Here is a 16922-nt window from a genome sequence, read left to right on the forward strand (position 1 = left end):
ACAATGTTTATTTTATTTTTTTATTCGTCTTTCAAAGGTAAGGTGAACCAGTGGAAGCCATCTCTGGCTATCAAAGCTTCTGCATCTTCCGGACCCCATGAATCTGCGGTATAATTCGGGAAGCTCAGGGATTTTTTAGTTTCCCATGCATTTACAATTGGCATGAGCAATTCCCAGGCACTTTCTACCTGATCTGCGCGCATAAATTGCGTTTGATCACCAGTCATCACGTCTAGTAACAAGGTTTCATAAGCCTCAGGAGCTTGTGAAGTATAAGTGCCTTTATAATCGAACACCATGTCTACCGGATTTAAAACCATGTCTAAACCTGGTCTTTTGGCCTGTACTTGTAAACGGATACTCATTTCAGGCTGGATGCTGATGATCAGCCTGTTTTGTTGCCAGTGTTCAGTTACTGCTGAAGGAAACACCTGATGTGGCACATCCTTAAACTGAATCGTGATTAACGAAGAAGTCTGGAATAAACGCTTTCCGGTACGAACATAGAAAGGAATACCCTGCCATCTCCAGTTGTCTACGAAAAACTTGATTGCAGCAAAAGTTTCTGTATTGGAATCTGCGGCAACACCAGTTTCATGTCTGTATCCTGGTACTTCTTTACCTTCTACCCATCCTTTAGTATATTGTCCGCGGACTGTACTAAATCTGATGTCTTCCGGGCTAAAAGGACGCATTGCTTTCAAGACATCCACTTTTTTGTTTCTGATCTCGTCGGCATCAAAGTTAATTGGGGTTTCCATCCCAATCAGACAAAGCAATTGCAAAAGGTGATTCTGGATCATATCCCTCAATGCACCTGCACTTTCATAGTAACCACCTCTTTCGCCAACACCCAGCTGTTCTGTAACAGAAATCTGAACGTGATCAATATAGGTACGGTTCCATAGTGGCTCCAAAAAGGAGTTTGCAAAGCGGAAAGCCATGATATTTTGTACCGTTTCCTTACCTAAATAATGGTCTATACGATAGATCTGTTTCTCGGTAAAGATTCCGGAAAGTATGGCATTTAGTTCTCTTGCAGTTTCTAGATCTCTTCCAAAAGGTTTTTCAATTACAATTCTGCAATTGTCTTCATCGCCTGCCAGTCCATATTCAGAAAGACAGTTTGCAATCAGAGGGAAAAGGTTAGGCGCTACTGCCAGGTAATAAAGAACTTGTGTAGTCGGGCCAAATTCCTGTTGAAACTTTTCAATGTTTGCTTTTAAAACACCAAAAGTTTCCGGAGCTTCAACATCTACAGGACTATAAGAAACATGTTCTGCAAATTTGCTCCATTTATCTTCCTTCACCTTACCGGATCTGGAAAAGCTATTTACACCGCCCATTAGTGTTTTTCTGAAGTCATCATCCGTAAGCTTCTTTCGGGCTGTACCTATAATCTCAAATTTTGATGGCATAAAACCATCGGCATATAGATTGTAAAGTGCAGGCGCAAGTTTGCGCAAATTTAAATCACCGGTACCACCAAAAATGACGATTATGGTTGGATTGACGTTGATGCTTGTTTTCATTTGTGAAATTGTTGTATTAGTTCACTGGGTTATTTATAAGTTATTTTCGTTCCAGTTGGCATGGAAAATACCTTCGCTGTCTGTACGTTCAAATGTGTGTGCGCCAAAGAAGTCTCTTTGCGCCTGGGTTAAGTTTAATGGCGAATTTGCCGTTCTTAACGAATCATAATAGGTAAGGGCAGAGGCAAAACAAGGCACCGCAATACCATGGTTGATCGCAGTGACCACTACATTTCTGGTTCCAGGGATAATGTCCTTTAACTGTTGCTGAATGCTTGCATCTGCATATAAATGAGGAAGCTCAGGTTGTTTTTTGTAAGCCTGATAAATGTCTTCCAGCAATACCGCTCTGATGATACATCCGCCACGCCAGATCTGAGAGATCTCCTGTAGGTTCAGCTCATATTGATATTCAATAGAAGCTTGCGCTAATAAATGTAAACCTTGTGCATAAGAAGTGATCATGGCGAAATAAAGCGCCTGCTCTAAATGCGCTTCAAACTCCTCAGTGTTTTCAACTTTTTGTGAAGGATGAGGCAATGCTGCAGCTAAGTCTACACGTAAAGTTTTGAATTTAGAAAGGTCTCTTGCACTTACCGACTCATTAATTGTTGGGATTGGCAATTGCAGGTCCATCGACACCTGAGAAGTCCACTTTCCAGTACCTTTAGATTTCGCCTGATCTTTGATGACGTCAATCAGGTAACCTCCTGATTTTGGATCTTTTACTTTGAAAATGTCTTTGGTTACTTCCAATAGAAATGACTTCAGACGGCCATTATTCCATTTGTCGAATGTAGCATAAATCTGCTCATTGCTATAGCCAAGGCTGTTTTTCAACAAGTCATAAGTCTCTGCAAGGATTTGCATTACGCTATATTCAATTCCGTTATGCACCATTTTCACGAAATGACCGGAAGCTCCTGGGCCGATATAAGCTACACATGGATCACCATTTACTTTCGCAGAAACTGCTTCAAGAATTGGTTTAACCGCATTATAAGCTGCTTTATCACCACCAGGCATCATACTCGGACCAAATCTGGCGCCCTCTTCTCCACCAGAAATACCCATGCCGAAGAAATGTAGACCCTGCGCTGCAAGTTCTTCTGCTCTTCTGCTGGTATCTGTGAAATGAGAGTTTCCACTATCGATGATCATATCACCTTTATCCAATAATGGAACAAGCTCTTGAATTACACTGTCTACAATTGCACCTGCTGGTACCAAAAGAACAATTCTTCTTGGCAATTCCAGACTTTGAATAAAGTCTTCCAGTACGGCAAAACCTTTCAATTGATGTGCTTTTCCATCCTCTTCCAGCTTCTTTAACATGTCAGGACTCTTGTCATAACCGGTTACAGAATAGCCATTGTCGGCCATGTTAAGCAATAAATTGCGGCCCATCGTGCCAAGGCCAATCATTCCTAAAGTGTACTTGTTCATTATTTGTTGTTTATTTTAGGGTGAGTAGTAAATACATGAAATTTATCTTCCAGCTCCCATAATTTAGCACCACCCTTGATTCCGTCTTTATTGGAAACCAGGATAATGTTAGGGTCTAATGGAAAGGTAATTTCTTTTGAATTGCCACCACCGATATATAGAGTATCGTAATTAAATACGGTTTTATAAATTTCTATGATGCGTTGTAAGCGCTCATTCCAATCCTTTTTGCCAATTTTGATAAAAGCCTTGTTGCCAATATAATCGTCGTAGTCTTTATTTTTGCTAATTGGAAGGTGGGCGAGTTCCAGGTGAGGCAGGAGATCGCCATCGTAGAGAAGTGCAGTGCCAAAGCCGGTACCAACAGTAAATACAATTTCAAATCCTTTTCCCGATACCACACCTAAAGCCTGTTGATCTGCATCGTTCACCAGGCGCACCGGTTTGCCAAAGTTATCGCTGACCTGCTGTGCCAGATCAATATTGTTCCACTTTTTCTTTGCCAGATTAGGCGCAGTATAAACCACTCCGCATTTTACATAGCCTGGAAAACCAATGGAGATTTTAACAAAACTCTGGTCCAGCTTTGAAGAAAGTTCTTTGATGCATTTGATGACCATTTCTGGAGTTGCATTTTTTGGTGTAGGAACTTTGGAGTATTCAGAAATTAGCTCCCCTTCAACACTTAAAATACATGCCTTAATGCTGGTTCCACCGATATCGATAGATAAAATATTGCTGTTTTTCTCTGCTGCAGGCATGTGTAATTGATGTAAAAATAACCCGGGTGTATTATAAACACTCAAAATAACAAAAAATCGACCAGTTAAAGATGCTAAACCTCAATATAAAACAATAAAAAAACATTATGTCTGACCAAGTCCTTGTTTGATTTCTGTGAAAAGCAAGCCGCTTCCACCTCCAAAGTGGTAGATTACAGGGGTTTCCGGATGGATTTCTTTCAGTTTTTGTTCCAGTCCCTGTTCCTCCTCCGGAGGGAGCCCCGCGCCCATTAAGACCAGGTCAAAAACATGAGCATGAAAGTGATCTACTGCCGCTTCAGAAGAAGTGGCAGCAGTGACCGAAAATTCACCGGATTTCTCTATCAGGCGGGTCAGGGTTTCCAGAATCCCAGGATGACAACAGATCAGTAATATTTCTTTCTTTTTCATAATGTTAAAAATTCATCGGTACTTCCATCAATAGGACTTCAGCCTCTGTTTGGGTGTTGATCTGCAGGGACTCGATTTCCCATATTCCAAAACCATCACGTTCGGCTAAATCTTGTCCGTTTACCTGGATTGTTCCTTTTATCACGAAAATATAAAGCCCGTTTCCTTCCTTTTTTAAAGGATGCTCTAGGTGTACGCCCGCATCGAATTTTCCCAGATGAAACCAGGCATCCTGATAAATCCATACCCCCTCATCCTCTTTATCCGGCGATAAAATCTGCGTAAACTGATTGGGTAATAGCCTGCTGTCGTAACGCTCTTGCTGATACCTTGGTTTCACATTTCTTTGATTTGGAAAAAGCCAGATCTGAAGAAACTTTGCCGGATGTTTTTCGTCTTTATTGTATTCCTGATGATAAATGCCTGTACCTGCGCTCATCACCTGGATTTCTCCAGGTTCAATAACCGCCACATTGTGCATGCTATCTTCATGTTTTAAGGCACCTTCCAGTACAATGGAAATGATCTCCATATTGTCGTGTGGATGTTCCCCAAAACCGGTTCCTCCATCTATATAATCGTCGTTTAGCACCCTTAATGCGCCAAACTGAATGCGCTCTGGATTGTAATTTCCAGCAAAACTAAAGGTTTGAAAACTCTTTAACCAACCATGATCTGCGATGCTGCGGGTGTTGGCTTTATGTAATACGCTTTGTGCCATCATTTCTATATTTTAGTCAATTGAAAAACCAGGGTTTTGGCCAATTCAATCTCTGCTTTACTAATGGTATGTACTCTTCCCGGATAAATTTTAATGCTGACTTGCGCATTCATTTCTTCCAGTATCTTTTTACTTTCATTTACCCTGGATACCGGCACATGTGGGTCGGGATCTCCGGTGCTGATCAATATGGGTGTCTGTTTAAAATCACCTGAATAATTAGACAGCTTGAGTTCCGATCCAATGAGTCCGCCTGTAAATGCAACCACACCACCATACTGCATCGCATTTCTGGCGATGTATTCCAATGTCAGACAAGCTCCTTGTGAAAACCCCACAAAGAAGATTTTGTTTTTAGGAATTCCTTGTGATTCAATGTCTTCTGTTAAATCTTTGAGGAGGGACAAAGCAGAGTCCAGTGCCGGTTGATTTTCTGAAACCGGCGCCATGAAACTATAGGGATACCAACTGTGGTTTGTAGCCTGGGGAGCAAATAAAGCAGCATCATTAACCTGTAAATGTTGATTTAAAGAAATAATGTCTGATGCAGATGCCCCACGGCCATGTAAAAATACGATTGCTTTATCTGCCGAACCTATCGGTTGTCCGGCAGAAATAATGTCTTTTTTATGAAGATACATGTTCATCTAATTTTGGTAAAATTCCTTCAATGATGCTACGGTTAGGCTCATACTGAACAGGCAGTTTCAAATGAGTACCCAATTCTTCCAGCGGCTCATCAATGGTAAAGCCTGGATTATCTGTCGCCAATTCAAAAAGCACACCGCCCGGTTCACGGAAATACAAAGAATAGAAGTAATTCCGATCAATTTTCTCTGTGATGTTCATTCCCAACTGTAGCAGTTGATCTCTGAAGTACATCAAAGTTTCCTCATCTTTTACCCGGAAGGCCACATGATGAACAGAACCTCCTGCAATGTGCCCAATTGCTTCCCCTGGAGCCTCCACCAAATCCACAATTGCCGCATGAGCCACTGTATCGGTTATATAACGGGAGCGGTTTACCTCTTTGGTTAACAAACGGTAGCCAAATACACCAGTCAGAATAGCTGCAGTCGCTTCTATTTTATTACTGGTAATGGTGATGTGATGAAATCCATGTATTGCATGGAGCTTTTTCACTTCTTTACTTTCCCATTGTGCTCTGGTATCTGGTGTTTGTGCTTCCGTCAATTCAAATTTCAAACCGTCCGGATCCAAAAAGGTCAGGTACTTTTCCCCAAATTTTACAGCAGGTTTATTATAAATCACATTGTTTTCTTCTAATCTCTTTTGCCAGAACTCAAGACTGCCGGCAGGAACACTGTAGCCTATTTCCGTCACTTGTTTGCTGCCTCGTCTACCAGTGCCAATGCCCTCCCATGGGAAGAATGTTAAGATACTGCCTGGTGTGCCATGCTCATCACCGTAGTAAAAGTGATAAGTATTAGGGTCATCGAAATTAACGGTCTTTTTAACCAACCTTAATCCCAATACTCTGGTATAAAAATCATAATTTTTCTTTGCATTGCCTGCAATCGCAGTAATGTGGTGAATTCCTAAAATTTCATGTTTCATGACTCAATTGTTTAATTACAATACAAATTTATGAAGATGGAATTTTCTGGATCTTAACATATCGTAAGAAATACATTTTTCACTATCTTTAAAAAAGCAAAACATAAATCCTGCAATTGGTGTTAATCAATGTCATAAAAGTTTCATAACTGACTAATGGGGGGTAAATGTTCAGGATTCCTACCTAAGTTTGCCAACTTATAAAAACGAATTGCCATACGATGAAAAAGAATTTTATCTCCAATTCTTCGGAATCTATCCGAATGTTTAAGAGTCCACTTTTAGAAAGCCTATCGAAAATTCCTTATTTCGTACCTCTGATTGTGTATGTTCCGGTGATCCTATATTTCTGCTGGCAGGCAGTGGTACTCAATGATGTACTGACCGCAATTGGCCATATCCTGTTGGGACTTTTCATCTGGACTTTAACAGAGTATGTATTGCACCGTTTTGTATTTCATTTTTACCCTAAATCTGAATGGGGGAAAAGAATTCATTTTATCTTCCATGGCGTACACCATGATTACCCAAATGATGCCCAAAGATTGGTGATGCCACCATCAGCAAGTATTCCTTTGGCCACCGCTTTTTACTTCTTATTCCGTGCGATATTCCCGCTAAATATGTTAGATGGCTTTTTCGCAGGCTTTATTATGGGATATTTGTTTTATGACATGACGCATTATATGCTTCATCATGCTAAATTCAGTAATCCTTTCTGGAAAAAGTTAAAACAACACCATATGTTGCATCACTACGACGATTCTACTAAAGGTTATGGTGTAACTTCCGACATCTGGGACAAAGTATTCGGTTCAGAACTGAGTAAAAGGTCCTAAAGGATCTCCATGCCAAAAAAGCTTAACGTTTTGGCAATTAACAAAAACTTTATATTTCAAATTCCTGCGTTCTTTGAATTGGCCAGCATCTGTTTTAATGGCTGAACCAATTTATAAACACACAAAATGAAAACAAAAGTTTTAAGCGCCAAAGTACTGACTAACCTTATGGCTGTCTTTGCTTGCGGGATTCTTGCAGGCATTCCACAAAAGGGAACTGCACAAATTTTTACCGATAAGAATTATGTCAGGATCAGTCCAAATGATACAGAGGCCGATATCATTAAAAAAGCAGCCAATGTAAGGCCTTCAGAAAGACAACTTCGATGGCAACAGCTGGAACTTACGGCCTTTATTCATTTTGGGATCAATACATTTACCAATAAAGAGTGGGGTGATGGTACGGAAGACCCTAAAATCTTTAATCCTGAAAAACTAGATACCCGCCAGTGGGTAAAAGTATGTAAAGATGCCGGTTTCAAGCAGGTCATCTTAACCGCAAAACACCATGACGGATTCTGTTTATGGCCTAGTAAATATACCGAACATTCTGTAAAAAATAGTCCCTGGAAAAACGGGCAGGGAGATGTTGTAAAAGAAATGGCTGCCGCTTGTAAAGAGTTTGGTATTGGTTTCGGGATCTACCTTTCTCCCTGGGATCGTAATTCTCCTTATTTCGGGAGCATGGCGTATAATGATTATTTCATCAATCAGCTCACAGAACTGCTGACTCAATACGGACAAATCGACGAAGTATGGTTTGATGGTGCCAATGGAGAAGGTCCAAATGGAAAGAAACAGGTTTACGAATACAACAGATGGTATCACCTGATTCGTAAATTACAACCAAAAGCAACGATTGCGGTTTCCGGACCGGATGTGAGGTGGGTAGGAACAGAAACGGGTTATGGTAGGGAAATGGAATGGAGTGTGGTTTCCGGAGATCAGATGCGTAATGAAGCCATTGCCGAAAATTCTCAAAAAGTAGCGGAATTTGCACCAAAAGATATGATGGACAAAGATCTGGGCAGCAGAAAGGTGATCAGCAAAGCGAAAAGCCTGGTTTGGTACCCTGCAGAAATTGATGTGTCTATCCGTCCGGGATGGTTCCATCATCCGGCAGAAAACGATAAAGTGAAGAGTCCGGATAAATTAATGGATATTTATTACAGCTCCGTTGGTCGTAATGGCGTTTTGCTGTTGAATATTCCCCCAGATAAAGAAGGATTGATCAATCAAAGTGATGTGAATGCCCTTCAGGGTTTCAAAAGACAACTCGATGAAACCTTTGCGAATAATGTGTTGAAATCAGCTCAGCTTGTTGGCCTGAATCCTAAAAAAACAGCAGTTTTATTTGACGGAAAGGACAATACCTATTTGAAGATGAGCAATAAGTCCGCTCCTTATGTTCTGGAATTCAAAATGGACCAGGCTCAGAAATTTGATGTTCTGGCTTTACAGGAAAACCTGGCAATGGGACAAAGGGTAGAGTCCTTTATACTTGAATATAAAGAAGGGGAGCATTGGAAGAAAATTACGGAAGGAAGTACGATAGGATATAAACGTCTGCTGCGTTTTCCTGCAGTATCCGCAAAGGAAATCCGCCTGACGATCCTTTCTTCCAGGTTAGACCCGGCAATTGCTGAACTGGGCCTGTACCTGCGTCCGGTTAGCTATACAAAATAAAATCTAAAAAATAGCAGGAGAAGAAGCCAGGTAGAGTAGGGGAAGAATTCCGGTCTACTAGGGTCTTTGGTAGGAGTTCGGTAGGGGTTCAGTTAGGGTTGGCTAGGTCAATGGGCATAAATCGCCTAGGGCAACCCTAACTGAACCCCTACTGAACCCCTGTTCAACTTAAACCTCAACTACAAGCCTACCAGCTGGCTTTAGCCGCAATTGAGGAAAGCTGATCCCTTATGCTTTGTGCTTTAAAGACCAAAGAAAGGAGCACCAGTAGTTATTCAAAAATTAATAAAGCAAAAATAGCACATGAAAAGATGGATGTTTATGACACTAAAAATATCAGCGTATTCGCTTATGATTTTTAGTTCGGTATTTGTTAAAGCACAAATGCTCAATCCTGCTAAACAGGATTGGTTATTGAATAACGCTGCCTATACAGCTAAAATATATGCGGTTCCGGAAAAGAAGGAGCTGGTGCTGGACAATGGCTTGCTGAAAAGAACTTTTAGAATTAGTCCGGATGTGGCCTGTGTGGATTTCCTCAATCAGATTACCGGACAGCAGTTGCTAAGGGCCATAAAACCTGAAGCACGCTTAGTGATTGATGGTAAAAATTACAATGTAGGCGGTTTGTTCGGGCAAAAGGAAAATGCTTACCTCCTGCCTTCATGGATTGATGATTTTAAACCTGGCGACAGTAGTTTTCATTATGTTTCACATCAGATTACCGAATTAAAACCTTTCCTGAACTGGAAAACAAAGATGTGGGCAGGTCAAAAAAATCAGGCGGCTGGAAAAGTGCTTTCCTTTACTTACCAATCTGAGCTGCCGGCATTAAAAAACATCAAGGTACAGGTAAATTATGCGATTTATGACGGTTTGCCTTTAATTACCAAATGGCTGACAGTGGATAATAATTCCGGAAAAACGGTGCAGCTCGATCAGGTTGTGAATGAGGTGCTGGCGGTTGTGGAAGAAGAAAGCGCAGTGGTTGGTGAACTCCATTCTAATAATAAAACCGGTAGGGGAATGAAGGTGCCGCAAGGAATTTATCTGGAAAGTAATTTCGCTTTTAACAACGCAATGCGTTACCCGATTAGCGACCAAAGTACCCATTGGAAAGTAGATAAATCCTATACTTCACAGGTGAATTACGACTATACCACACCTTGTTTGTTAGAAGTGCATCCCAGCAGAAATATTGGCGTTCAGCTAAAAACCGGGACGACTTTTCAATCTATTCGTACCAATGAGTTGTTGATGGACAGTTACGATAGGGAGAGAAGAGGGCTGGCAATTCGTAAAATGTACCGTACCACTATGCCATGGACTACGGCCAATCCAATATTCATGCATTTGGTGAGTAAAAATGATGAACAGGTACGTACTGCGATTGATCAATGTGCAGCAACTGGCTATGAGGCGCTGATTTTAAGTTTCGGTAGTCATTGCAATATGGAAGATACCACCGCTACCAATATTCATAAATGGAAAACATTAACCGATTATGCCCATAAAAAAGGGATTTTCATAGGGAGTTATTCTTTGTTTAGCTCGCGTAAAATCAGTGATGAAGATGATGTCATCGATCCTAAAACCGGTAAGCCAGGCGGTGCCTTTTTTGTCAATGCCCCATGTTTTGGTAGTAAATGGGGATTGGGCTACCTGAAAAGTTTGAAGACATTTATGACTAAAACCGGTTTTGATATCTTTGAAAATGACGGACCTTACCCTGGTGATGTTTGTGCTTCAACTACCCACCCCGGGCATGAAGGCCTGGAAGATTCTCAATGGAAACAGATGGAATTGCAAAAGAGCTTATACCGTTGGTGCAATGAACAGGGAATCTATGTGAATGCACCCGATTGGTATTTTATGGATGGTACCAATAAGGTGGGAATAGGTTATCGTGAGGTGAATTTCTCGCTGTCTCGTGAACAACAGATGATTTTAAATCGCCAGAATATTTTTGATGCAACCTGGGACGAGATCCCTTCAATGGTATGGGGATTTGTTCCTTTGACAAAATATCAGGGCGGCGGACCAGAAGCTGTTCTGGAGCCATTGGCAGATCACCTTAAGGATTATGAGCAACTAATGATGCAATATTATGGCGCTGGAATTCAGGCTTGTTATCGCGGACCAAGGTTGTATGATACAGAAGAAACCAAGAAAACAGTGGTCAAAGTGATCGATTGGTATAAAGAAAACAGGGAAATTCTTAATTCTGATATTATCCATTTGCGTAGGGCAGATGGTAGGGATTGGGATGGACTGATGCACCTGAACCCTAAATTGAAAACGAAGGGAATGATCCTGGTCTATAATCCTTTAAAAGAAGAGATCCGTAGAGAATTGAAATTGCCCTTGTATTATACCGGGTTAAAAAATACGGCCACTTTAAGCGTTCAGAATGGAGCCCCGAAAAAATATACGCTGGATAGGGATTATAGCATTTCTGTTCCAGTACTGATGAAAGCAGAAAGCTATACCTGGATAAAAATTACTGAATAAAAGAAAATACCAGCAAATCCTGAAATGAAAAACTGTCGTTTTAGATCAGGAAATTAAAATGTTTTGGTTAAAAACCATAACCAATATGCAATCCTCACTTGTCGTCATCTCAACATCGACACATCGCCCTGCTTTTTGCAGGGCGATTCATAAGCTAAAGTCAAGATTTTCATCCATTAATTTAGACTTGTGTTCTTTTTAGTTCATTTAATTTTGCAATACCCATAAATAGGTAAATTCAAAACCTCTTGATGTACAGTTGTTTGAGTTCTAATGTTGCAGTTAATGTCAATTATTTTACTATCGTTACAATAATATTCCATTTATCTATATTAGCTTTGCCCCCAAACTGATATTTTTTTGTAAGATGTTGGCTTTCCCATATCTACAAAAAAGCAAATGCCTTATTGTTCAATATTGTTGTATTCTATATGTTTCCAGAAAAGAAAAGAGAACCACAGCCTTATATAAAAGACTATAATCCAGGGGATTCTTTGTCGCAGAAATGCGCATTGATCACTGGATATCCTTAAAAAGGAAAATAAATCAAAAAATGAATGAATTAAAGCTCATGGACAAGTAAGAGGTTCCATTGAGCCTATACCTAAATTATCACGATCTATTTTAACAATACCGTAATCTCATGAATAAAACAGTTAAGCAATATACCATGCTTATTGGGTTGCTATTTGCATTTGGTGCAAAAGCTCAGGTAGGAATAGGTACTAATGTACCAGATGCCAGTGCGCAACTTGAAGTGCTTTCTACTTCAAAAGGTTTACTTATTCCAAGACTCTCCCTTATTCAACGTGAAGGGATCAATAATCCTGCCAATGGTTTATTGATTTACCAAACAAATAATCTTCCGGGTTTTTATTATTATAATAATGGCCAATGGCAGAAACTGGCTAGTAATTCAGAAATAGGTACCGGGGGGTCCGGTTCCAACGGAAACACCATTCTAAGTGGTGCTACAACACCTTCTCCTTTGATCGGTACCAATGGCGATTTTTATCTGCATTTGGGTAATAATAGCCTTTATGGTCCAAAAACGGCAGGTGCATGGCCAAATAACGGTATTTTATTGGTCGGCCCAAAAGGGGACAAAGGCGATAGTGGCGCAAAAGGTGAGCCTGGACTGAACGGATTAAAAGGAGATCCAGGAGTAAAAGGTGATACCGGTGAGAAAGGCGAAAAAGGGGAGCCGGGTATTCCGGGGAATTCCTTGCCTGGTGCGGGGAAAACTGTCACTTCTTTCGGGACAATCGCAATTGGTAATGGAAATGGAGCAGTTTTAACTGATCTGACGCTTGATCTTGCTGATCATGCGGTAACTTCTATAAAAATTGCTGATGGTACAATAGCAAATATTGACCTGGATAAAAAGAATATTCCATTAAGTGGATTCGGTGCTCCGGCAAGAAACATCTCTATGGGCGGTTTCAAGTTGACAAACTTATTGGATCCCTCCAATAATCAGGATGCCGCAACAAAAAAATATGTAGATGATAAACTAGCTGCAGGCGGGCTATTACCGATGTTGAGCTTCGACGCCGGGTATAATTTGTCTATTAAAGGCAGTAATACCGTGAGTTTAGCGGATTTAAATCAAAGTTTAAGTCTGGAAGGAACAGTGCTTTCCATTTCAGGACCAAGAAATAGTCGGGTAGATTTAGCCGGTTTAGTAGGTAGTGGTGCTGGTTCGGGGAAACAGGTAGCAAGTACAGTACCTGTAGAGCCTAAAGGAGGGGTTACTTCTACTAACGTACAAGCGGCACTTGAAGAATTACAGGCAAAAATTACGACTGCTGCTGGTGGGGGCCTAACTTCAGTGAGACATGATGCTACTTTAACAGGAGACGGAAATCTAATTCCTCTTTCAATTGCTGACCAGGCAATTACTGCTGATAAAATTAAAGATGGCAGTGTAACTGATGCTAAAATTGGAACGGTAAGTGGTACTAAAGTAACCGGGGATATCTCAGGAAATGCTGCAAATGTGACCGGAATCGTAGCCATTGTAAATGGTGGAACCGGCGCAAATAATGTAACAGATGCAAAAGCTAATTTAGGCCTTGGCAATGTAGATAACGTAAGTGACCTTGATAAGCCAATCAGTACACAAACACAAACTGCCCTGGATGCCAAAGAAGATAAAGCGAATAAAAGCTTTTCAATTCTAACAGATGCTGCTTCTGATGTAAAATATCCAACGGTAAAAGCCGTGAAAACTTATATAGATGCAAATGGCGTTGTGGTAGATGCAACAACTACGGTAAAGGGCCAGTTGATGTTATCTAATGACTTGGGAGGAGCAGCGGATGCACCACAAGTATTAAAAGTTGGCGGTGCTACAGCTGCTGATATTAAGAAAGGGGTAGACCTGGCTAATGCTGCAACTTCAGCTAATCTGGGAGAAACCATTGTGAAAAGAGATGCCAATGGAGATATTATCGTGGGAAAGGTAACCGGTGATTTAATTGGGAATGCCTCAACTGCGACCTCTGCGACCTCGGTTACGGGAGTAGTTCAGGTGCCAAATGGGGGTACTGGTATTGTTTCATATACCCCTGGAAGTTATATCAATGCGCTGGACGCAACGACCTTGCAGGAAAGAACGCCAGATCAGGTGAAAGCAGATTTGGGCATTAACCTCAAGGAGGATTTAGTCAATAAAACAACAGATGGTACACTGGCCACAAACTCAGCTAATAAATATCCTTCAGAAAGTGCTGTTCGTACTTATGTAGAAACTAAAGTGAATGCCGCCGTAATTGGAGCAGGAGGGGTTCCAAATGCAACCACAACCCTGTTAGGGAAAGTGCAACTGGCAGGAGACCTTGGAGGTATTGCAGAAGCTCCAACCGTTCCGGGATTATTATTAAAAGAACCTTTAATCACAGTTTTACCAGTTACAAAAGGTGGAACAGGATTGGATACGTATACTGCCGGAGGAATTCTGATCGCAGAAACAGCAACGAAACTTGCGCAAATTAGTAAAACACAATTAAAAGTAGAGCTCGGTTTAGATAAAGTAACGAATACAGCTGATAAGGATAAAACGCTTAGTGATGCGACAAAAACGGCTTTAGATGATAAGATTAATAAATCTGAAAAAGCAGCGATAGGTGGAGTAGCAACCTTAGACGGTAATGGAAAAATTCCAACCAGCCAGATTCCTGCGATCTCTTTTTCTTCTGTAAATGTGGTATCCAGTCAGGCAGAAATGCTGGCGATTACCGGAGCGCAGATTGGAAGCACAGTGATCAATACCACAGCTTCCAAAAGTTTTGTACTGGCAGCTACTCCAGCAACTGATTTGAACAATTGGAAAGAAATCCTTACTCCAGGTGCTGGCGTACAATCTGTAAATACTAAGACAGGAAATGTGACGCTAACAGCTGCCGATCTTGGTTTGGGCAATGTGAACAATACTAGTGATGCCGATAAACCGGTAAGTACTGCTGCTCAGGTATTATTAGACGGTAAAGAATTGCTTGCTAATAAGAGTCTTAGTGTCTCAGCAGATGCTTTGTCTGACGACAAATACCCAAGTGTAAAAGCGGTAAAAGCTTATGTAGATGCCTCTACTTCAGCAGGAGCACCAGACGCAACTACGTCCAGTAAAGGTTTAGTGCAACTGGCTGCCGATCTAAATGGAACCGCCGTTGCGCCTAAAGTTGCTTTTGTAGGTGGTGTAACTGCTGCACAGGTGGCAACAGGTGCAAATGCAGCAAATGCAGCAACTTCTGCAGCTACGCCAAATACCATTGTTAAAAGAGATGGGACAGGTAAAATTGTTGGTGATGTCATAGGAAACGCAAGTTCGGCAACTACGGTTTCAGGGACGGTAGGTGTGGCAAATGGGGGTACTGGAATGAATTCTTATACCGCAGGAAACTATATCAAAGCGACTGGTACAACAACATTAGGGCAAGTTACACCTACAGCACTTAAAACAGAGCTGGGGGTTGATCTGAAAGAAGATCTCAGTAATAAAACCACTAGCATCACAAATGATGGTGGATCAGACCTAAAATACCCTAGCGCAAAAGCAGTGAAAACTTATGTGGATGCTCAGGCTGGTGGTGTGGCAGCCACCTCTACGACAAAAGGTATCGTTAAACTGGCAGGTGATTTGGCCCATCCTTCGGGAACAGCAGATCTGCCTTTGGTCGCATCTGTTGGCGGTGCAACAGCGGCAAATATTAAATCAGGGGTTGACCTTGCTAATGCAGCAACTACTGCAAGCACAGCAAATACCATTGTAAAAAGAGATGGTACAGGTGGTTTTAATGCCACGACTGCCACTAAGTTAATCACGCCAAGAACAATAAATGGAGTGGCTTTTGATGGTTCCGCGAATATTACCATTACTGCTGCACCAGTAGCAACTGACCTGACTTACACAGTTGGGCCAATCAATGGTACTTTGCAATCCAGTACTGGAAATTCAGCGATACTGACCGGCGTGACTACTTCAGTAGCCGGACTGATGCCAGCGACAGATAAAGTGAAATTAAATAAAATTACAAGCCCTGTAGCTGCTGATGCTGGTAAAGTACTTACCGCTAATGCTTCGGGTGATGCAACCTGGGTAACACCAGCAACTGGTGGCGGTACAGCTTATACCTTGCCTGCAGCTACAGCTTCTGCCCTTGGTGGTGTGAAAACAGGTGCTGGTATTGCTATTGATGCTGCCGGAGTAATTTCAACTAAAACTGATCTTACTTATACATCAAGTGCTACTAATGGAACGATCAACAGTTCTACCGGTAATGGCGCTGCAGTCATTCCTGCAAGCACAACTACTGATGCCGGTTTGATGCTACCTGCTGAGAAAAACAAACTGACCAATTATCCGATTGTTACTGCCGCAGATAAAGACAAAGTACTAACGGTAAATTCCGCTGGAACTGCAGCAGTATGGGCACCAGCGCCAACAGGTGGTGGAGGTGCAGCTTCAGGTAGTATCAAGTACTACCATCCAAATAGTCTGGCTTATGCGAAGGTTAAAGCATCAGCAGATGGAATAACCATAGCGCAGGTTGATGGCGACGTACCTGGACTTAAGACTAAATTTATCATTACTGTTCCGACAGGCGTAAGGTTGGATGTACTCAGGTTGAATATTGACAATACCATGTTCGGTAAGACTCCTGCAGAACAAGCTCCTGTTGTATTATTTGAGATCAGAGACGTAAACATGAATAATACTTCAATAGATGAATTCTGGCCACCAGCAAATATTAGTGTGATTGATAGATTTTCAGGTTTCCCTGCTAACTATTGGTCATCCGGAGTAAAAGGAGCAACAAATATGTTTTCTGTTGATAGTGTAGGTAATAATGCCCTGGTTTTGAGATTTAGCCCTGGACCGTACAAAACCTATACTGCTGTGTTTACTTTTTAATTTATTGGAATTTACTGAATCAAG

At 41.3% G+C, this 16922-nt stretch carries 11 protein-coding genes; 4 read left to right on the forward strand and 7 right to left on the reverse strand.

Annotated elements, in window-relative coordinates; all coding sequences use genetic code 11:
- Positions 1-20: 20 nt before the first annotated feature.
- The 7 genes from zwf to R2Q94_RS06960 form a co-directional block, all read right to left on the reverse strand.
- Positions 21-1532, reverse strand: coding sequence for a glucose-6-phosphate dehydrogenase (gene zwf / locus R2Q94_RS06930; RefSeq protein WP_316820720.1), 1512 nt, complete (start codon positions 1530-1532; stop codon positions 21-23).
- Positions 1533-1565: 33 nt separating this feature from the next.
- Positions 1566-2978 carry an NADP-dependent phosphogluconate dehydrogenase gene (gndA, locus tag R2Q94_RS06935; RefSeq protein ID WP_316820721.1) on the reverse strand — a complete coding sequence of 471 codons (1413 nt, stop codon included), beginning with the start codon at positions 2976-2978 and terminating at the stop codon, positions 1566-1568.
- Entirely contained in the window at positions 2978-3739 is a 762-nt protein-coding gene (locus R2Q94_RS06940; protein ID WP_316820722.1) for an ROK family protein, read from the reverse strand. Before R2Q94_RS06940 ends, gndA begins: the two co-directional genes overlap by 1 nt.
- 105 nt (positions 3740-3844) lie before the next feature.
- Positions 3845-4150: a hypothetical protein gene (locus tag R2Q94_RS06945; RefSeq protein ID WP_316820723.1), complete on the reverse strand. Its 306-nt coding sequence runs from the start codon at positions 4148-4150 to the stop codon at positions 3845-3847.
- 4 nt (positions 4151-4154) lie between these two features.
- Positions 4155-4874, reverse strand: coding sequence for a pirin family protein (locus tag R2Q94_RS06950; RefSeq protein ID WP_316820724.1), 720 nt, complete (start codon positions 4872-4874; stop codon positions 4155-4157).
- A 2-nt stretch (positions 4875-4876) separates the two neighbouring features.
- The gene (locus R2Q94_RS06955; RefSeq protein WP_316820725.1) at positions 4877-5512 is read right to left on the reverse strand and encodes an alpha/beta hydrolase; all 636 of its coding nucleotides are present in this window, start codon (positions 5510-5512) and stop codon (positions 4877-4879) included.
- Positions 5499-6449: a ring-cleaving dioxygenase gene (locus R2Q94_RS06960; protein WP_316820726.1), complete on the reverse strand. Its 951-nt coding sequence runs from the start codon at positions 6447-6449 to the stop codon at positions 5499-5501. Before R2Q94_RS06960 ends, R2Q94_RS06955 begins: the two co-directional genes overlap by 14 nt.
- Positions 6450-6670: 221 nt before the next feature.
- Here R2Q94_RS06960 and R2Q94_RS06965 point away from each other — a divergent pair, with 221 nt between their 5' ends.
- The 4 genes from R2Q94_RS06965 (at position 6671) to R2Q94_RS06980 (ending at position 16898) form a co-directional block, all read left to right on the forward strand.
- Positions 6671-7288 carry a sterol desaturase family protein gene (locus R2Q94_RS06965; protein ID WP_316820727.1) on the forward strand — a complete coding sequence of 206 codons (618 nt, stop codon included), beginning with the start codon at positions 6671-6673 and terminating at the stop codon, positions 7286-7288.
- Between the two features lie 126 nt (positions 7289-7414).
- On the forward strand, positions 7415-8974 hold the full coding sequence (locus R2Q94_RS06970) for an alpha-L-fucosidase (RefSeq protein WP_316820728.1): 1560 nt from the start codon (positions 7415-7417) through the stop codon (positions 8972-8974).
- Between the two features lie 321 nt (positions 8975-9295).
- Positions 9296-11485 carry an alpha-galactosidase gene (locus R2Q94_RS06975; RefSeq protein ID WP_316820729.1) on the forward strand — a complete coding sequence of 730 codons (2190 nt, stop codon included), beginning with the start codon at positions 9296-9298 and terminating at the stop codon, positions 11483-11485.
- 643 nt (positions 11486-12128) lie between these two features.
- Positions 12129-16898 carry a hypothetical protein gene (locus tag R2Q94_RS06980; RefSeq protein WP_316820730.1) on the forward strand — a complete coding sequence of 1590 codons (4770 nt, stop codon included), beginning with the start codon at positions 12129-12131 and terminating at the stop codon, positions 16896-16898.
- Positions 16899-16922 lie beyond the last annotated feature (24 nt).

Origin of the sequence: Pedobacter gandavensis, from assembly GCF_032678465.1 — a bacterium.
GTDB classification, from domain to species: Bacteria; Bacteroidota; Bacteroidia; order Sphingobacteriales; family Sphingobacteriaceae; genus Pedobacter; species Pedobacter gandavensis_B.